A 17694-nucleotide genomic window follows, 5' to 3' on the forward strand; every position below is an offset into this window, starting at 1 on the left:
GTCACCGGGGCCGTCGCCCAGACGGGAGTCGTCACATCGTCACAGTGTCCGCGCGATGATCTCCTTCATGATCTCGTTGGTGCCGGCGTAGATCTTCTGCACACGATTGTCGGCCCACAGGCGAGCGATCGGGTATTCGTTCATGTAGCCGTAGCCGCCGAACAGCTGGAGGCATTCGTCGGCGACCACCATGGCGCGGTCGCTGGTCCACCACTTGGCCATCGCCACGGTGGGGATGTCGAGTTCGCCCTTGATGTGCTTGGTGATGCAGTCGTCGATGAAGACCCGGCCGATCCGGGTCTCGGTGGCCGCCTCCGCGAGTTTGAACTTGGTGTTCTGGAAGCTGAAGATCGGCCGGCCGAAGGCCGTGCGGTCCTTGGTGTAGGCGATGGTCTCCGAAACTGCCTTCTCCATTCCCGCCACCGACGCCACGGCGATGATCAGACGTTCCTGCGGGAGCTGCTGCATCAGCTGGATGAAGCCCTGCCCCTCCTCGGTGCCGAGCAGATTCGAGGTGGGAACGCGCACACCGTCGAAGGACAGCTCCGAGGTGTCCTGCCCGCGCTGGCCGACCTTGTCGAGCACCCGGCCACGACGGAAGCCCTCGCGGTCCGCCTCGACGAGGATGAGCGAGATGCCCTTGGCGCCCTCGGACACGTCGGTCTTGGCGACGACGATGATGATGTCGGCCTGACTTCCGTTGGTGATGAACGTCTTCGAGCCGTCGATGACGTACTCGTCACCCTGCTTGATCGCCTTGGTCTTGACGCTCTGCAGGTCCGATCCCGTACCGGGCTCGGTCATCGCGATGGCGCCGACGGCCTCGCCGCTGGCCATCTTGGGCAGCCACGTGGTCTTCTGCTCCTCGGAGCCGTACTCCAGGATGTAATGCGCAACGATGCCGTTGTGCAGGCTGACGCCCCACGAGCTGTCGGCGACGCGCGCCTGCTCCTCGATCAAGACGGCCTCGTGCGCAAAGTTGCCGCCCCCGCCCCCGTACTCCTCCGGGATCGACATGCAGAGAAGACCCAGCTCGCCGGCCTTGTTCCACAGGTCGCGGTCGACGTGGTGCTGCTCGATGAACTTATCGGCGTTCGGCTTGATCTCCTTCTCGCAGAAGCTGCGAGCCAGATCGCGCAGGGCGCTGAGATCGTCGTTTTCCCAAGAGGACCGTTCGGCCATGGTGCGAGTACCTATCCACGATTGACAGTATCAATGGCGAGCGTAACAGTGCTTGTTGGCAACGTTACGTTGGGATGACCGGAACGCTTTGTGTCAGCTGGACGCCCCACCACCGCGGAGCACGTTCTTCTGGATCTTGCCCGTCGACGTCTTCGGCAGTTCCGCGAACACGATTTCTTTCGGCACCTTGAACCGGGCGAGCGTCTTGCGCGCGAACTCGACGAGACCCTCAGCGGTCAGGCTCGCTCCGGCGCGCACGCTGACATAGGCGATCGGCACCTCGCCCCATCGTTCATCCGGACGGCCGACGACCGCCGATTCGACGACGTCGGGATGGCTGTCGAGCACCCGCTCCACCTCGACTGACGCGATGTTCTCGCCACCGGAGATGATGACGTCCTTGCTGCGGTCCCGGATCTCGACGTACCCGTCCGGATGCATCACCGCGAGATCACCGGTCCGCAGCCAACCGTCCAGGGTTGCCGCGGCAGTGGCCTCGGGATCGCGGTAGTAGCCGAGCATGACGTTGTTGCCGCGCACCACCAACTCGCCGATGGTCTCGCCATCGGCCGCGACATCGCCTCCTTCGTCGGACACGACTCGGACACGCCCTGCCACGATGTTTCCGATTCCCTGTCGCGCCTTGCGTACGGCGCGCACCTCGTCCGTGGCGTCATCCCACTCCGGCTGCCACTGGTTCACGACGATCGGGCCGAACGTCTCGGTCATCCCGTAGAGGTGGGTGATCTCGATGCCCAACCCGGCCATCCGGGCGAGGAGAGCAGGCGATGGTGGTGCACCTCCCGTCGCGGCCTGGACGACTCGATCGAGCCGAGCCGCCGACGGGTCTTCGGCGATCATGGTGAGGACCGTGGGTGCCGCGCTGAAATGAGTCACGTCGTCGTCGACGAGGTGACGCCAGATGAGTCCGGTGTCGATGCTGCGCAGGCAGACGCTCGTGCCGCCCGCGGCGATGACCGCCCACGTGAAACACCAACCGTCGCAGTGGAACATGGGGAGTGTCCAGAGATACTTCGACCCCGGACCTAGCCCGGAGTGGTAGGCCATCGCCACCGACTGCAGATACGCCCCCCGATGGTGGTACATCACGCCTTTCGGGCGTCCCGTCGTCCCGGAGGTGTAGTTGATCGCGAGCAGACCCCGTTCGCCGGTGTCCCGACGAATCGGGGCGCCCGCGTCTGCGAGCAGACGCTCGTACTCGTCCGAGCCGTCGGCCGAACCACCGATCACCACCCGAATTCCGACTGCTTCGCCGACCGCTCGTGCGCGATCAGCGAACTCGACCGTCGAGACGAGAACCGACGCGCCACTGTGTTCCAGGATGTAGATCAGCTCCGGTTCGGAGAGCCGGACGTTCAACGGCACCAGTACGGATCCGTGAGCGGGCGCAGCACTGTGCAGTTCGAGCATCACGTGCGAGTTCGCACACAACGCGGCAACACGGTCACCGGGACCGACACCGAGCTGTTCGATCACCGCGGTCAACCGCTGCACCCGATCGTGGAACTCGGTGTAGGTGAAGGAACGTGACCCGTCGATCACCGCGATTCGTCCGGCGAATGCCGCAGCGGCTCGATCCAGGAACGTGGCCGGACTGAGTGCGGAGAAGGCGAACTCGGCCGCGGGCGGCACCGGACTCCGGGCGCTGTCGATGTCCGGGTCCGGGCCGTGGTCAGTCACCATCGATCGCCGCCTCTTTCTCCACCTGTTCGATGGCCGCGATGATACTGGGGACCGATGCGTCGACCCAGGTGTTCGCGACGTGCGGCGCCGACGCCGCGGCGACAGCCAGAGCCTCGATCTCGGCGTTCGACGGTTCGCCCATGTCCAGATCGGCCAGCGAGGTCGGGAGACCGAGGGCACGGAGGAAGCTGCGGATCTCGTCGTGGTCGACCTCGGGATCGTCCTCGAGCGCCAGATGGACGAGCAACCCGTAGGCGACGTGGTAGCCGTGCAGGTGCGCCGACGACCCACGACCGACCTGCAATCCTCGCGTCATACAGTGCGCGATCGACAGGCCGCCGTTCTCGTAACCGATGCCCGACAACAGGATCACCGCCTCGACGACCGCCTCGAGCTCGGGGGTGACCTGGTGCGCGAGCGCATCGCGCACTGCAGCCTCCCCGTCGCGCAACAGGATTTGAGAACATCCATCGGCGACCACCTCGCCGATGATCAGCGGACGGGTGCCCTGCGTGGTGACACCGCGCCCTCGCGCACACGAGCGGGCCTCGTACTTCTTCGCGAGCGCGTCCCCGATGCCCGATACCAGAAATCGGATCGGTGCCTTCGCGATCACCTCGGTGTCAACGACGACCGCAGCCGGATTCGCGGGCAGACGACCGAGTTCCGACAGCCGTCCGAACTCGTCGTAGAGCGCGAACACACTGGCGGTGGGGCCGTCATTCGACGCGACCGTGGGGACCGAGACCATCGGCCGTCCGACGGTCTCGGCCACGCCCTTGGCGATGTCGAGCGCCTTGCCTCCCCCGATGCCGACCACCACGTCGCCCTGCCCGGCTGACACACGCGTCAGGGTGTCGGCGATGACGCCGCGCGTCACCGGTCCGGCCACCGGGATCACCTGGGCCCGTAGTTCGGCAGCGGCGAGCGACGCCTCGATACGCGCACCGAACAGTCCCGAGATGTCGGCGTCGATGACGACGATCGGCGCTCCCCCGATCTCGGCCACCACCCCACCGACGTCGTCGAGAACCCCTGGGCCCTGCAGATACTGTTGCGGTGCCGCGAACCGACGGGCGGTGCGGGCGACACCGATCCCGTCCAGCAGAGCGCTCATGCGTGCGGCCAGTTCCCGGTGATCACCGCGTGCGTGATCGCCGTCTCGTCGAGACCGAACAGGGCCTCGTTGTAACCCTGGGAACCGCAGGGGTGGAAGCGATCTCCCAGCCCGATCCTGGTCACCGGCACCGAGATCCCCCGGTCGGCCAGTGTCTCGACGACCGCGCTGCCCAGACCGCCCGAGCGCAAGCCGTTCTCGACCACGATCACCCGACCGACGTCTGCGGCGACTGCGGCGATGGCCTCGGTGTCCAGTGGCTTGATCGTCGGAACGTGCAGCACTGCCGCCGATACCCCGGCCGCCTCCGCGGACTCGGCCGCTCTCAGCGCGCGAGCCGTCATGAACCCCGTCCCGATGACGGCGACGTCTCGACCCGGACGCAGCATCCGTGCGCGGCCGATCTCGAACTCGAAGTCGTCCTCGTCGAACACGACGGGCACCTTGCCGCGCAGGTTGCGGATGTAGAAGGTACCCGGCGTGGCCGCGGCAGCGCGGATGACGTGACGGAGTTCCACCGCATCGCACGGATCGATGACCGTCAGATCAGGGATGGACCGCATCACGACCAGGTCCTCGAGGGACTGGTGTGTTGCGCCATAGGGATTTACGAGCCCCGGCGAACCGGCGACGATCTTCACGTCGGCCTTGCTGTGTGCGCATGACACGGCGATGAAGTCGAGGGCCCGGCGGGTGAGGAATGCTGCGTAGGTCGCGCAGAAAGCGATCTTGCCGACCTTCGCCAATCCCGCGGCCATCATCACCGCGTTCTGCTCGGCCATGCCGGCGTTGAAGTAGCGCTCCGGGAAGCGATCCCGGAACGGGATGATGTCGGAATACTTCGACATGTCGGCACTCAGTCCGACGATCCGCTCGTCGCGGGCACCGAGTTCGGCGAGTTCGGTACCGAAAGGCGCCCGCTCGTAGGGTCCCTCGACGTCGGCGATCTCGCCCATGCCGCCGGCACGGTTTTTGAGCTCAGCCACGATTCTCCTCCAGTTCGGCGATGAGTCCGGTCCACTCGGTGTCGTGGACGCGGACGAAATGTGCCCGTTCCCGGGCGACCAGCGTGGGCACGCCGGTCCCGGGAGTCGTCCGGGCGATCAGCACGCGCGGGACGTCTGCCGGCGCGGCTGCCAGCGCATCGAACGCCCGGACGAGAGCCTCGATGTCGTTGCCGTCGACCTCCTCGACCGCCCACCCGAAGGCGGCCCATTTGGCCGCGATCGGTTCCATGTCGAGCACGATCGGACCGTCGGCCTGGATTCCGTTGCAGTCCACCACGGCGGTGAGGGAGCCGAGACCGAAACTGGCGGCCGACATCGCCGACTCCCAGGTCGACCCCTCCTGCAGCTCACCATCGGAGAGTTCCACGATGATCTTCTGATCCCCACCGTCGAGGCGGAGCCCGAGCGCCATCCCGACACCCTGCCCGAGACCGTGTCCCAGTGAGCCACCGGTGATCTCGACTCCGGGCGTCTCGTCGAAAGTACTCATCGGCAGTTCGCTGCCGTTGAGTCCGTAGTCCGCGATCTGCTCCTCGGTCAGGATGCCCAGTTCGGCGAGCACCGCATAGAGCGCGATCGAGTAGTGCCCGGTGGACATCAGGAACCGGTCCCGGGAGGGCGAGTCCGGATCAGTGGCGTCGAAACGCAACTGCCGGAAGTAGATGACCGCGAGCAGGTCGGCGATCCCGAGCCCCTGAGCGATGTATCCCTCGCCTTTGTCCGCTGCCATTCGCATCATCGCCGACCTCAGCCGGAACGCGGTGTCGGCCAGTTGCGCGGTCGACGGGCGATCGATGTCGTTGTCTACGAGCATGTGTCAGGTGCCCTCTCTGGTCATCTCGGCGTCGGCCGAGTGGAATGTGCCGTCGATGGTGATCCCGCCGTCGACCCGGAGCACGGTGCCGGTGACGAACGACGCGTCCGTCGACGCGAGGAAGGAGGTGGCTGCAGCCACCTCGTCGGGAGAACCGAACCGGCGCATCGGTGTTCGATCTATCAGTCGCTTCTCATCGAGTGTTCCGGTGTCGAGACCCGTCCGCATCATCCCGGTGTCGATGTATCCGGGGGCCACCGCGTTGACCCGGATCCCGTGCGGTCCCCATTCGGCCGCGAGTGTGCGTGTGACACCCAGGACGCCGGACTTCGCGGCGGTGTACGCCAATCGTCCGGGTAGACCGAATGTCGAACCCACCGAGGCGAGATTGATGATCGACGCGTTGGGCGGCTCGCGGAGGAGGACGAAGGCCTCCCGGCTGCACCGCATGGTGCCGCCGAGGTGGACGTCGAGTTCGGCCTGCCACCGGCCGGAATCGATTGCCTCGGCCTGGGTCCGCGAAATGATACCCGCATTGTTGATCAGGACGTCGAGCCGTCCGAACCGCTGTCGCACGGCCTCGACCGCGCGGCGGACGGACTCGTCGTCGGTGACGTCGACGACCAGCGCGGACCCGCTGACGTCGGCGGCCGCCTGATCAGCACGTCCGGCGTCGATGTCGGCGATCACCACCTGGTGTCCGTCGGCCCGCAACCGTCGCGCCATGGCGAGGCCCAGACCCTGTCCGCCACCGGTGATCAGCGCCACCGAGCCGGGGATCGTCACACGTGCCCCGGTCATCGTCCGTACACCTCCCGTACCGTCATGTCGCCCTCGGCCGCGGCGATCTCGTTGGCGTCGTGCGTGGTGTCGAACGGCTCCCAGCGGATCAGCATGCAGATGGCCGCGCCGATCAGCGGCACCGCGACGAAGATGGTGATGGTGGTCGACAGCCCCAGCGACTCCGACATCCGCGGGAACGCGTACAGGCCGACGATTCCGCCGATGCTCTGCGAAATGGTGGCCAGCTGTCCGCCGCGACCACGCAGATCGGACGGGTAGGCCATCGCCGCCATGGTCAGACCTGACACACCGGGGCCCGCCGAGTGGAAGAAGATGAACATCGCCGGGACGATGAACGCCAGGAGCACGGGGAGCGAGTCGAAGAAGACGCCGAGGATCAGGATCATCGCGGCGACTGCCAGGAAGCCGTATTTCGCGGCGCCGTTCGCACCGAGTTTGGAGGCCACCCAGATCGACGCGATTCCGCCGACGATGCCGAACACGTTGAAGACGATGGAACCGAAGGTCGCCTCGCCGAAATTCTCACCGAACAGGCTGAGCGCGATGACCGGCAGGTAGTAGGCGACGGCGTAGTACTGCAACGCCTGCATCATGGTGACCACGTTCGCCAGGATCGTTCGTGCGCGGAATCGCGTGCTGAACAGTTCGGTGAAACGTCGCTCCTTCTTCGGCTCCTCGATGGCCGCGTCGAGATGACCGGTGGGATAGGTGGCCTCGATCCCGTACATCGCCTTCAACGACTTGGTCAGCTCCGGGAGTCTGCCCTTCTTGGCGAGCCAGCGCGGACTGTCCGGCATCAGCGCGAACTGCGCGATGGCGACGACGAAGGCGAACACGGCGGCGGTGACGAGTCCCCAGCGCCAGATGCTCAGTCCGACTTCGAGGTGGTACAGGCCCAGGACGATGGCCAGCGCGACGACGGTCGAGATGTACCACTGGGCCTGCCAGAAGTTGAGCAGGTACTGCCGCTTCTTGGGCAGGTTCTCCGACAGGTAGGCCATCGCGACGCCCAGGTCCACGCCGTAGGCGGCGCCGGCGATGCAGCGCGCGAGGACCAGCATCGCGAAACTCGGTGCCGCGGCCATCATCAGCGCAGCGACGACCGCGACGATCTTGGCCACCACCATGATTCGCACTCGCCCGTAGCGGTCGGCGAGCAGACCACAGGTCGCGGCCGCGATGAGGGTCGCGACGTATCCGTACGCACTGACCAGCCCCACGCCGTTGGCGTCGAGGTTGAGCTGCTCACTCATCGGCGCAGTACCGGAGCTGAGTACCGCGAGGAAGTAGGCCTCGAAAGCGATGCCGGCGAGCCCGAGCACCAGCATGAGCTTGTGTCTCCGGGTCTTGATGTCCTCCGTGTCGACCAAGTCGTCGACCTCGGCGACCGAGGTGAATGCCCGATTCCGGGCAGGGAGTAGTTGGGTCATGAGGAATCCGTTCAGGAGCGCCCGCAGTACCGACGGCGGGCGTGTCAACAGGTCACTGAATCGAGAAGTGTTGCGATCCAGCGTTTCAGGGATGGTCCAGCGCCACGTGGCGCCGGAACCGGGAGCGGTGAACTAGAGGTGCTTCAGCAGGTCGCCCAGTCTGTCGAGGAGATGGTCGGGTTCGTGATCGGCGAGTGTGTCGTGTCCGTAATATCCGTAGGCGGCACCCATCGTGCGGGTGCCCGCGGCGGCCCCGGAACGTATGTCCTGAGGGCCGTCACCGATGTACCAGGTATGGGCCGGGTCCAGCCCGGCCCGCTCCAGTCCGAGCAGGACGGGGGCTGGATGTGGCTTGCGTTCTCGGGTGTCGTCGGCGGTGACGATGGTTGCGAAGAGGTCGATATCGATGTCGAGGTACTCGAAATCCTTCTGCACCCGACTCATTCGCTTGTTCGTGACGATGCCGACGGTGATGTCGCGGTCGGCGAGCGCGGTCAGTGTCTCGTGCAGTCCCGGGTAGGCCGCCACCCGTTGATACGCACTCGAGATGTAGTGCGCCCCATAGGCACGTTCCAGATCGACCGGATCCCCGTCCGACCACCGGGCGAAGATCTCGGGCGGTCGTGGCGCCATCAGTACGCTCGGGTCCTCGAGTTCCCCGGGCAGCGGCCGGTCGAGCTCGTTCTCGAACGTCGCCCGATAGGCCTCGACGATCGCGAACCTGGAGTCGATGAGGGTGCCGTCGAGATCGAACAGCACCCCGTTCGTTGAAGTGGGAACACCGGTGTCCGCGCGGGCGGAATCGGTCTCTGCGGTGCTCGTCGGGGAACTCATGCCTACCCCTCCCGGGGGGTGAAGGCGAAGAACTCGCGCGGATTGTCCACGAACACCCGCTCCGCGATATCGGCGGGCAGGCGATCGCGAATCTGCTTGAGCAGACCGGCGAATCCCGGCCCACCTCCGTGGTGGGGCTGATAGGACGGTCGGCCGAGATCACCGGAGACCATGATCTTGGTGTAACCCTCGTCGAAAAGGCGTCGCACATAGTCGACCCGTAGCTCGTCCGATGGGTATTTCGGCTTGGTCCAGTGATCGAAACCCAGCCAGACCCCGGTCCGCGCGACCTCGCGTAGGTAGCCGAAGTCGAGGTTTCGATCCAGGTGCCCGATGAGGACGTGGTCCGGATCGACGCCCAGATCGGCGAAGCCGTTCGCCTGTAGGTCGCCGAGCGTGCCGGCCTGACAGTGCGTGGAGATCGGTGCACCGGTCATGAGATGCGCTCTGGCGACTGCCTGCTGGACCTTGCGCTCGTCGTCACGGATCTCGTCCGTCCGGCAGGTGCCGAACTTGATCACGCCGGCCGGTGCCGAGGTGTTGTCGATCCCGGCGGTGACATCGGCAACGAACCGCGCGGCGATCTCGTCGATCGATTCCGTGGCAACCGAGTCCGGATAGTAGATCCCCTTCTGATAGCCACTCGCGCTGACGATGTGCACGTTCGAGGCTTGGGCGACCGCCAGCAGTCCGGTTGCATTGCGCCCGTAATCGGCGGTTGTCATCTCGATGAGCGCGCCGCCGCCCAGCCCATCGAAGTCCGCGACCTCGGCGATGGCCGCGTCGACGCGATCGAGGACCATGTCGGGGTCCTGGTCCTGCGCCCACTTGGGCGGGTTCGTGAAGAGGTGCTCATGGCACAGGGTCACTCCGAGATTCTCCGGGGCGATGTCGCCGAGCACGGTTCTGATGACGGGCACGAGTTCTCCGTTTCGGGGTCGAGAAGGGTGAAGGCCGGTCAGGCCGGGGACAGTTGGTCGATGTCGGCAGTGGCGGCCCACACCTCGCGCAACGGCTCGAGAACGGCGCGATAGACCGCGAACGCGTCGTCGTACAGGGCAGCGGTCGACGGATCGGGCTCATGCACTCGTCCGGGCCGGACCAGACAGGTGGTCACGCTGTCGAGGTCGGGGTACTGCCCGGTGGCCACGGCCGCGAGCATGGCCGCTCCGAGCGCGCCGGACTCCGGGACATCGGGAGCCACGATCGTTTTCTGCAGGACGTCGGCAATGATCTGGCTCCACTCGACGCTGCGAGCTCCGCCGCCGGTCAGCCGGATTTCGTTGATCTGCACCGGCATCGCCGCATAACAGTCGCGCACCGACAACGCGGTGCCCTCCATGACCGCCCGCACCAGTTCGGCGGGTGTGGTGTCGCCGCGCAGATCGACGAAGCTGCCGCGCGCATTCACATCCAGGAACGGGGCCGTGGCGCCGGCTGTGTTGAGGTATGGGTGGAACACCAGTCCAAGGCACCCCGGTTCGGCGGTACGGGCGAAGTCCCGCACCACGTCCCCGAGGGTCGTCGCACCGCGGGTGATGCGATCGACCTCGGCCGGACAGAACGTGTTGATCACCCAGTCCAGGCACAGCGTCCCGCCCCCGGAATTGGTGATCTGGCGCTGCCAGCGGTTCTCGGGCATGAGGAAGCCAAACCCGACTCCTGCCGGTTCGAGCAGCGGGTGATCGGTGGACGTGCCGTTCATCAGGCTTGTGCCGATGGTCGTGACGGCCTGACCGTCGTGCGCCGCACCGATTCCGATCATGTTCGCCGTCGCGTCGCCGGTGCCGGCACACACCGGTGTCCCGACCGGGAGACCGGTCTCGGCGGACGCTTCGGCGGACACGGTGCCGAGAAGCCCGTCGCTGACCCCGACCGTCGGCAAGCGGGTCGACATCTCTTCGATGCCGAATGCGGTGAAGAACTCCTCGGACTTGCGCCGGCCACGGAAGTCGCAGGGCGCGAACGAGAGATCGGACTCTTCGGTGGCCACCACGCCGGTGAGCCGATAGTTCACGTAGTCCTTGGCCATGAAGAAGTGGCGGATGGCGTGGTAACGGTCCGGTTCGGCGCGCTTCATCCAGGCCAGCAGCGGGTATGGGGTTCCCGGGATCAACGCGTTCCCGCTGATCGCGAAGAGCGCGTCGAGATGCCCCCGGTCACCGGCTTCGTCGAGGATGCCCGCGGCGCGGGCATCGGGCCAGCAGATCGCACGGCCCACGGGTTCGCCGTCGGCACCCAGGGCCCAGAGACCGCCCATGTGCCCGGTGACGCCGATCGCCACGATCGAGGTCGACGGTTCGAGTTCTCCGACCACGGCCCTGATCGTGGAAGCCACTGTCGCCCAGGTCTTCTCCGGGTCCTCCTCGTGACGCCCGGCGGTCGGGTAGAAACTGGGCGTGCGCGCACCGCATTCGGCGACGAGCTCGCCCGTGGCCAGGTCGACGGCAATCGACTTCAGCGAACTCGTCCCCTTGTCGACACCGATCACGACTGAGCGACTCATCGGGACACCCCTGCGGCGACAGCCGCCACGCGGAGCGCGAGGCGGTCGACTTCGAGCAGCTGATCAGTTGCCGTGTGTCGAACCTGTTCCCCCGCAGCTTCGATCACTCGCACCCCGGAGGCTTGTAGGCGGTGGGCGAGTACCTGCGCCCCGGGATGGTCCGACTCGATCCGAATCTGCAGTTCGCGACCAGCACCGGCCAGGATACGAACCAACGATGTACACAGGCCGCGCCAGACTGCACCGAGCACCTCCTCGGGCGAGGTCTGATACGACAGGCCGACCAGGACGTCGCGGCCGTCGACAGCCGCGTAGGTGACGCGGGTCGGGGTCGCCTCCCACTCGGCCACCGTCTCGGCGAACCGGGTCGTCAGGTCGGCGGCCACGTCGGGCGCGAACCGCTCCACGAAGGAGTCCAGCAGGTCCCAGCCGGGACTCGCCAGGGTCTCGACCGATCCGTTTGAACCCCGCACCACCACACGAGCCGGCTGGCCGGCGGCCAAGATCACCAGAGCGTCGGGAGAATCCGTGTCGTTTACGAGGACCTCCGAGCCTTGACTCGGTGTCCGGAATCCGGATATCGTGTGCGCCATACGGAACGATTGCACGGCTAAGTGTTTGTGTCAACCATCACATCATGGTCCACATTTGTCTCATGGCTCGGAAGAGTCGTTCCGACCAGGAGCCCCAGATGCGATACCCGCCACCACAAGAACCGAATTGATCAGTCCCACATAACCATTCGCGAGGAGATCAGCATGACAACACAGCGCGACCGGTCGGCCGAGATCGACCCGAAGAATCACATCGCGTCCATCATCAAGGCGGTCGATGTCCTCGAGGCCTTCAAAGGTGACCGTGCCGAGCTGTCGCTGGCGGATCTGATGAAGAAGTGCGGGTACAGCCGAACGACGATGTATCGAATCCTCAGCACCCTGGAAGTCGCTGGCTGGATCGAACGAACCCGATCCGCGGATTACCGACTTACCCTCCGCGTCTTCGAACTCGCATCGGCGGTCCTGGGCAGCTTCGACCTACGAACCGAGGCCAGCCATGTGATGTCGGAACTGGCGGCGCGGTTCGACGAGCACGTGTACCTCCTCGTCCCGGATGGTGCCCGTGCCGTGTGCCTCGACATGATCGAGAGCAGCCAGCCGATCCGGGTGATGGTCCTGACCGTCGGCCGCTCGCTGCCGCTGTACCTGGGCGGGGCACCCGTCGCGATGCTGGCCGAACTCGAGGACACCGCCCTACCCCAGGTGCTGGACTCAGGTCCGATGTTCACGCCGGCCGGTGACGAGATCACCGCGGAGGAACTGCGCGACCGGCTCGACGAGACCCGCCGGCGGGGCTACTCGATCAGCGTCGGGGACGTGACGCCCGGTGTCGCCGCCCTGGGTGCCTGCATCCGCGACCGAAAAGGAAATGTGGTCGCGGCGTTGAGTATCGGCGGACTTTCCGCGGACATGTCGGACGAGCGTCAGGACGAGATGGCCGCCGCCCTCATGGAGGGTGCGCTCACCGTTTCGCGCCGCCTGGGGTACGCCGGCTGATCGTGACAGTGTCCCTCACCGTCGGAAGAGCTTGTTGCCCAACCACACCAGCGGGTCGTAGGTGCGGTCGACGACTCGCTCCTTCATGGGGATCAACGCGTTGTCGGTGATCTTGATCTGCTCGGGACAGACGTCGGTACAGCACTTGGTGATGTTGCAGAGGCCCAGTCCGTGCTCGGTGCGCGCCGAGTCGCGGCGTTCGGCCACGTCCAGGGGGTGCATGTCGAGTTCGGCGACGCGCATCAGGAAACGCGGCCCGGAGAAGTCCTGTTTGTTGTCCTCGTGATCGCGCACGACATGGCAGGTGTCCTGGCACAGGAAGCACTCGATGCACTTGCGGAACTCCTGCGAACGCTGCACGTCGACCTGCTTCATCCGGTACTCCCCCGGCGCCAGGCCAGGCGGCGGTGTGAACGATTGCACTTCACGGGCTTTGGCGTAGTTGAACGAGACATCGGTGACCAGGTCGCGGATCACCGGGAACGTGCGCATCGGGGTCACCGTCACGACCTCGTCCTCGGTGAACGTCGACATCCTGGTCATGCACAGCAGTTTGGGACGCCCGTTCACCTCCGCCGAACACGATCCGCACTTACCCGCCTTGCAGTTCCAGCGCACCGCGAGATCCGGGGCCTGCGTCGCCTGTAGGCGGTGGATGATGTCCAGCACCACCTCGCCCTCGTTGACGGTCACCGTGTAGTCCTCGAGACCGCCGGCGTCGGTGTCGCCGCGCCAGATCCGGAACTTCGCGTCGTATCCCATGTCAGTCCTCCGAATGCCCCTCGGCTCGCTCGCCACCGGCGCCGGGATGACCGGCTATCTCGGCCGCCGTGTAGTACTTCTCGATCTCGGGGAACTCGAACAGCTCCAGGAGGTCCGGCCGCATCGGCGTCTGTTCCGTACGCACGACGCTGACCTCCGGCACCGCGGCGTCGTCCCCGTCGAGGTCCGCGGTGCACACCAGCAGCGCATTGCGCCAGTTCGAGTCCATGGACGGATGGTCGTCGCGGGTGTGACCACCGCGGCTCTCGGTGCGCATGAGTGCGGCCTTCGCGACGCACTCGCAGACCAGCAGCATGTTGCGTAGGTCGACTGCGAGATGCCAGCCCGGATTGAACTGACGATGTCCCTCGACCTGCATGCCGCCCAGGCGCTTTCGCAGGTCCGCGAGCACGCCGATCGCCTCCTGCATCTCGTCCTCTTTCCGGATGATCCCGACCAGATCGTTCATGGCCTGCTGGAGGTCGGTGTGCAGGGTGTAGGGGTTCTCCGGTTTGCCCTCGGCCGGCGAATCGAAGGGCGCAAGCACGGACGCCGCCGCCCGGTCGATGTCGTCGGCGGAGACCGCGGGACGGGTCGCCAGCGATTCGACGTACGCCGCCGCCCCGAGGCCGGCACGACGCCCGAAGACCAGCAGGTCCGACAACGAGTTGCCGCCCAACCGGTTCGAACCGTGCATCCCGCCGGAACACTCGCCGGCCGCGAACAGGCCCGGAACCCGTGACGCGGCCGTGTCCGGATCCACCTCGATCCCGCCCATCACGTAGTGACAGGTCGGCCCCACCTCCATCGGTTCGGCGGTGATGTCGACGTCGGCGAGTTCCTTGAACTGGTGGTGCATCGACGGCAGCCTGCGCATGATCTCCTCGGCGGGCATGCGGGACGCGATGTCGAGGTAGACGCCGCCGTGCTCGGTGCCGCGTCCGGCCTTGACCTCCTCGTTGATCGCCCGCGCGACCTCATCCCGCGGCAGCAGGTCCGGTGTTCGCCGGGCGCTGTCGTTGTCCGCCAGCCATTTGTCGGCTTCCTCTTCGGTCTCGGCGTACTGACCTTTGAAGACCGGTGGGATGTAATCGAACATGAAGCGCTTGCCCTCGGTGTTCTTGAGAACTCCACCGTCGCCGCGAACGCCCTCGGTCACGAGGATGCCCTTGACGCTGGGCGGCCACACCATCCCGGTCGGATGGAACTGGACGAACTCCATGTTGATCAGGCTCGCGCCGGCTCGCAGTGCCAAAGCGTGCCCGTCGCCGGTGTATTCCCACGAATTCGACGTCACCTTGAACGACTTGCCGATCCCGCCGGTGGCGACGACCACCGCGGGCGCCTCGAACACGATGAAGCGGCCGGACTCGCGCCAATACCCGAACGCACCGGCGATCGCGTCGCCGTCCTTCAGCAGTTCGGTGATCGTGCATTCGGCGAACACCTTGATGCGCGACTCGTAGTCACCGGTGGCGGCGTAGTCCTCCTGCTGCAGCGAGACGATCTTCTGTTGCATCGTCCGGATGAGCTCCAGCCCGGTGCGGTCGCCGACATGAGCGAGTCGAGGATAGGTGTGGCCGCCGAAGTTGCGCTGCGAAATCCGCCCGTCCGCGGTTCGATCGAACAGGGCGCCATAGGTTTCGAGTTCCCAGACGCGATCCGGGGCCTCCTTGGCGTGCAACTCGGCCATGCGCCAGTTGTTCAGGAATTTGCCGCCCCGCATCGTGTCCTGGAAGTGCGTCTGCCAGTTGTCTTTCGAGTTGGCGTTGCCCATCGAGGCGGCACATCCGCCTTCGGCCATGACCGTGTGGGCCTTGCCGAACAGCGACTTGCACACCACGGCCACCGAGTAGCCGCGCTCGCGGGCCTCGATGACCGCCCGCAACCCGGCACCGCCCGCACCGATGACAACGACGTCGTACTCGTAGCGTTCCGGCTCGGTCATCTATCGGGACTCCCAACGTTGAGAACGGCTGCACCACAGGCGTTGTGTTGTCACTCGGTCAACCCACGAACCTCAGGTCCGAGATGGTGTTGCTGGCGACCAGCATGATGTAGAAGTCGGTGAGCACCAAAGTCCCGAGCGTGATCCAGGCGAATTGCATATGCCGGGTGTTGAGCTTGGACACCTGACTCCAGACCCAGTACCGCACCGGATGTTTCGAGAAGTGCTTGAGCCGGCCGCCGGTCACGTGGCGACACGAGTGGCACGACACCGTGTAGGTCCACAGCAGGAGCACGTTCACGACGAGGATGACGTTGCCCAGCCCGAAGCCGAAACCGCCGCCTTTACCGTGGAAGGCGACGATCGCGTCGTAGGTGTTGATCACCGAGATGATCACGGCCACGTAGAAGAAGTACCGGTGCGAATTCTGGATGATGAGCGGCAGTCGCGTCTCGCCGGTGTACCGACTGTGGGGTTCGGCGACGGCGCAGGCAGGCGGCGACAGCCAGACCGACCGGTAATAGGCCTTGCGGTAGTAGTAGCAGGTCAGTCGGAACCCGAGCAGGAACGGCAGGGAGAGGAAAGCCAGCGGAATCCACACCGGGAGTTCGGGGAAGGGGGTACCGAAATGACTCGCTCCGGGCACGCACGACTCGCTGAGGCACGGCGAATAGAACGGCGAGAGGTAGTGATAGTCCGCGGCGTAATAGGCGGTGCGCACGAAAGACCGGATCGTCGCGTAGATGACGAAGGCCGCGAGACCCACGACTGTCAGCAGCGGCGACAGCCACCACCTGTCCTGGCGGAGAGTTCGGGCCAGGATTCGCGCGCGGCCCGGAGAGAAGACCCCGACTGTGTCCCGCTCAGTCGCGGGGGCGCTCACTTCGTGCGCTCACGCGAATGAAAGCCCAGCCCTTCGTCTTGCGCACCCAGCCAGGCCGACTCGTCCGACTTGCAGTCAGGCACATAGATAACCTGGTCTCGCCCGACTTTCGTCTGCAGCAGCGGTGGCGGTGCGTGCTCGAAGTCGTGAAGGTCGATCTCCAGCCGATCCAGATCGTTGGACATTCGCCGAACCGCGTCTACATCGCCGTACTGCGTCTGCAGCGTGGTCATGTGATGCCGTAGCGCACCTATACTGCGATGCAGCTCCTTCATCTCGGTCGATATCATGGCACATCCCTTCCTGCCTATGTGATGAAGAACACAGTACCGGCCGGGCCCGCCGAGTCAACGATGTTGGCGGAACGTGTCGGCTCCCCCGACCGGAGGCCGCCAGATGAACGACGACGACCACGTTCCCGCGGAGAACCTGTCGCGCGCCGAGCAGCGATGGACCGCATCGGCGTTCGTACTGGTCGCGATGGCGATCCCGTTCCTCCTGCCCGCGCGCTACGCCGCCGGTACCGCCTGGCTGCTCCCCGCGATCGAGGGGATGGTGCTGCTGACACTCATCGTGGTGGACCCGGGCCGCATCGACCGGCCCGGCCGGTGGGTCCGCGGCCTCTCCGTCGGGCTGGTCGTCGCCATCGCCGCAGGTGCGGCGTGGGGAGCGGGACGACTCGTGTGGGACCTGCTGCACGGAGATCCGCAGACCGCGGCGGCGAACCAGTTGCTGGTCGCCGGGGCTCTCGTCTGGCTGCAGACCGTCATCGCGTTCGCATTCCTCTACTGGGAGCTCGACGGCGGCGGTCCGGTGAACCGGCACCTGCGTCCGGCCGCATACCCGGACCTCGCCTTTCCGCAACACCTCGAGCCACGGCTGGCACCATCGGGATGGCGGCCGGTGTTCTTCGACTACCTCTATCTGGCCCTGACCAACGCGACTGCCTTCAGCCCCACCGACGTGATGCCGCTGTCGCGTCGTGCGAAGCTGGCGATGGCGTCACAGTCGCTGTTGTCGATCGTCATCCTCAGCCTGGTGGTGGCCAACGCGGTCAACCTCCTCGATTGACGACCGCGGCACGCTCGCACACTGGAATAGGGTCGGCGACATGACGGTTGTGCCGGCGGGGTCCGGAGGACCAGATCGG

The 17694-nt window shown here is 65.8% G+C and carries 17 protein-coding genes; 2 read left to right on the forward strand and 15 right to left on the reverse strand.

All coding sequences use genetic code 11. The features are described from left to right. Positions 1 to 39: 39 nt before the first annotated feature. From KB201_RS21820 to KB201_RS21870, 11 genes are all read right to left on the reverse strand, one after another. Positions 40 to 1182 carry an acyl-CoA dehydrogenase family protein gene (locus tag KB201_RS21820; RefSeq protein ID WP_058251824.1) on the reverse strand — a complete coding sequence of 381 codons (1143 nt, stop codon included), beginning with the start codon at positions 1180 to 1182 and terminating at the stop codon, positions 40 to 42. 93 nt (positions 1183 to 1275) lie between these two features. Further along, positions 1276 to 2886, reverse strand: coding sequence for an AMP-binding protein (locus tag KB201_RS21825; RefSeq protein ID WP_091344346.1), 1611 nt, complete (start codon positions 2884 to 2886; stop codon positions 1276 to 1278). Then, complete coding sequence (locus KB201_RS21830) at positions 2876 to 4003, reverse strand: glycerol dehydrogenase (protein ID WP_058251823.1); 1128 nt, start codon at positions 4001 to 4003, stop codon at positions 2876 to 2878. The genes KB201_RS21825 and KB201_RS21830 overlap by 11 nt, the downstream gene beginning before the upstream one ends. Beyond that, a complete protein-coding gene (locus KB201_RS21835) occupies positions 4000 to 4989 on the reverse strand; it encodes a transketolase family protein (protein WP_058251822.1) in 990 nt (329 codons plus the stop codon). Before KB201_RS21835 ends, KB201_RS21830 begins: the two co-directional genes overlap by 4 nt. Further along, positions 4982 to 5824 (reverse strand): transketolase, encoded by an 843-nt coding sequence (locus tag KB201_RS21840; RefSeq protein WP_058251821.1) that lies wholly within the window; start codon positions 5822 to 5824, stop codon positions 4982 to 4984. Before KB201_RS21840 ends, KB201_RS21835 begins: the two co-directional genes overlap by 8 nt. 3 nt (positions 5825 to 5827) lie before the next feature. After that, positions 5828 to 6625: an SDR family NAD(P)-dependent oxidoreductase gene (locus KB201_RS21845; RefSeq protein ID WP_211540444.1), complete on the reverse strand. Its 798-nt coding sequence runs from the start codon at positions 6623 to 6625 to the stop codon at positions 5828 to 5830. Next, the gene (locus KB201_RS21850; RefSeq protein ID WP_058251871.1) at positions 6622 to 8058 is read right to left on the reverse strand and encodes an MFS transporter; all 1437 of its coding nucleotides are present in this window, start codon (positions 8056 to 8058) and stop codon (positions 6622 to 6624) included. The genes KB201_RS21845 and KB201_RS21850 overlap by 4 nt, the downstream gene beginning before the upstream one ends. 132 nt (positions 8059 to 8190) lie before the next feature. Further along, positions 8191 to 8892, reverse strand: coding sequence for an HAD family hydrolase (locus tag KB201_RS21855; RefSeq protein ID WP_058251819.1), 702 nt, complete (start codon positions 8890 to 8892; stop codon positions 8191 to 8193). Positions 8893 to 8894: 2 nt separating this feature from the next. Next, positions 8895 to 9812 (reverse strand): phosphotriesterase, encoded by a 918-nt coding sequence (locus tag KB201_RS21860; RefSeq protein WP_058251818.1) that lies wholly within the window; start codon positions 9810 to 9812, stop codon positions 8895 to 8897. 38 nt (positions 9813 to 9850) lie between these two features. Further along, entirely contained in the window at positions 9851 to 11398 is a 1548-nt protein-coding gene (locus KB201_RS21865) for an FGGY-family carbohydrate kinase (RefSeq protein WP_211540446.1), read from the reverse strand. Continuing rightward, on the reverse strand, positions 11395 to 11991 hold the full coding sequence (locus KB201_RS21870; RefSeq protein ID WP_211540449.1) for a hypothetical protein: 597 nt from the start codon (positions 11989 to 11991) through the stop codon (positions 11395 to 11397). The genes KB201_RS21865 and KB201_RS21870 overlap by 4 nt, the downstream gene beginning before the upstream one ends. Before the next feature lie 165 nt (positions 11992 to 12156). Between KB201_RS21870 and KB201_RS21875 the strand changes: the two genes are divergently transcribed. Further along, positions 12157 to 12951, forward strand: coding sequence for an IclR family transcriptional regulator (locus KB201_RS21875; RefSeq protein ID WP_058251815.1), 795 nt, complete (start codon positions 12157 to 12159; stop codon positions 12949 to 12951). Positions 12952 to 12966: 15 nt separating this feature from the next. Here the strand turns inward: KB201_RS21875 and KB201_RS21880 are convergent, their stop codons facing one another. The 4 genes from KB201_RS21880 to KB201_RS21895 are packed head-to-tail and all read right to left on the reverse strand — an operon-like array spanning position 12967 to position 16834. Next, entirely contained in the window at positions 12967 to 13713 is a 747-nt protein-coding gene (locus KB201_RS21880) for a succinate dehydrogenase/fumarate reductase iron-sulfur subunit (protein ID WP_058251814.1), read from the reverse strand. Between the two features lies 1 nt (position 13714). Beyond that, complete coding sequence (locus tag KB201_RS21885) at positions 13715 to 15661, reverse strand: fumarate reductase/succinate dehydrogenase flavoprotein subunit (RefSeq protein WP_211540451.1); 1947 nt, start codon at positions 15659 to 15661, stop codon at positions 13715 to 13717. A 58-nt stretch (positions 15662 to 15719) separates the two neighbouring features. Further along, complete coding sequence (locus tag KB201_RS21890) at positions 15720 to 16544, reverse strand: hypothetical protein (protein WP_058251812.1); 825 nt, start codon at positions 16542 to 16544, stop codon at positions 15720 to 15722. Next, positions 16541 to 16834, reverse strand: coding sequence for a hypothetical protein (locus KB201_RS21895; RefSeq protein ID WP_058251811.1), 294 nt, complete (start codon positions 16832 to 16834; stop codon positions 16541 to 16543). The genes KB201_RS21890 and KB201_RS21895 overlap by 4 nt, the downstream gene beginning before the upstream one ends. Positions 16835 to 16940: 106 nt before the next feature. Between KB201_RS21895 and KB201_RS21900 the strand changes: the two genes are divergently transcribed. Beyond that, positions 16941 to 17615, forward strand: a complete 675-nt coding sequence (locus KB201_RS21900; RefSeq protein ID WP_058251810.1) for a DUF1345 domain-containing protein — start codon at positions 16941 to 16943, stop codon at positions 17613 to 17615. The last annotated feature ends 79 nt before the right edge of the window (positions 17616 to 17694 follow it).

The sequence above is a fragment of the Gordonia sp. SCSIO 19800 genome, assembly GCF_018132775.1.
GTDB lineage: Bacteria > Actinomycetota > Actinomycetes > Mycobacteriales > Mycobacteriaceae > Gordonia > Gordonia hongkongensis.

Bases quoted from the DNA above. Each gene is read 5' to 3' on its own strand.
- KB201_RS21820 (WP_058251824.1), bottom strand. From the start codon at position 1,182: ATGGCCGAACGGTCCTCTTGGGAAAACGACGATCTCAGCGCCCTGCGC.
- KB201_RS21825 (WP_091344346.1), bottom strand. From the start codon at position 2,886: ATGGTGACTGACCACGGCCCGGACCCGGACATCGACAGCGCCCGGAGT.
- KB201_RS21830 (WP_058251823.1), bottom strand. From the start codon at position 4,003: ATGAGCGCTCTGCTGGACGGGATCGGTGTCGCCCGCACCGCCCGTCGG.
- KB201_RS21840 (WP_058251821.1), bottom strand. From the start codon at position 5,824: ATGCTCGTAGACAACGACATCGATCGCCCGTCGACCGCGCAACTGGCC.
- KB201_RS21845 (WP_211540444.1), bottom strand. From the start codon at position 6,625: ATGACCGGGGCACGTGTGACGATCCCCGGCTCGGTGGCGCTGATCACC.
- KB201_RS21850 (WP_058251871.1), bottom strand. From the start codon at position 8,058: ATGACCCAACTACTCCCTGCCCGGAATCGGGCATTCACCTCGGTCGCC.
- KB201_RS21855 (WP_058251819.1), bottom strand. From the start codon at position 8,892: ATGAGTTCCCCGACGAGCACCGCAGAGACCGATTCCGCCCGCGCGGAC.
- KB201_RS21865 (WP_211540446.1), bottom strand. From the start codon at position 11,398: ATGAGTCGCTCAGTCGTGATCGGTGTCGACAAGGGGACGAGTTCGCTG.
- KB201_RS21870 (WP_211540449.1), bottom strand. From the start codon at position 11,991: ATGGCGCACACGATATCCGGATTCCGGACACCGAGTCAAGGCTCGGAG.
- KB201_RS21875 (WP_058251815.1), top strand. From the start codon at position 12,157: ATGACAACACAGCGCGACCGGTCGGCCGAGATCGACCCGAAGAATCAC.
- KB201_RS21880 (WP_058251814.1), bottom strand. From the start codon at position 13,713: ATGGGATACGACGCGAAGTTCCGGATCTGGCGCGGCGACACCGACGCC.
- KB201_RS21885 (WP_211540451.1), bottom strand. From the start codon at position 15,661: ATGACCGAGCCGGAACGCTACGAGTACGACGTCGTTGTCATCGGTGCG.
- KB201_RS21895 (WP_058251811.1), bottom strand. From the start codon at position 16,834: ATGATATCGACCGAGATGAAGGAGCTGCATCGCAGTATAGGTGCGCTA.
- KB201_RS21900 (WP_058251810.1), top strand. From the start codon at position 16,941: ATGAACGACGACGACCACGTTCCCGCGGAGAACCTGTCGCGCGCCGAG.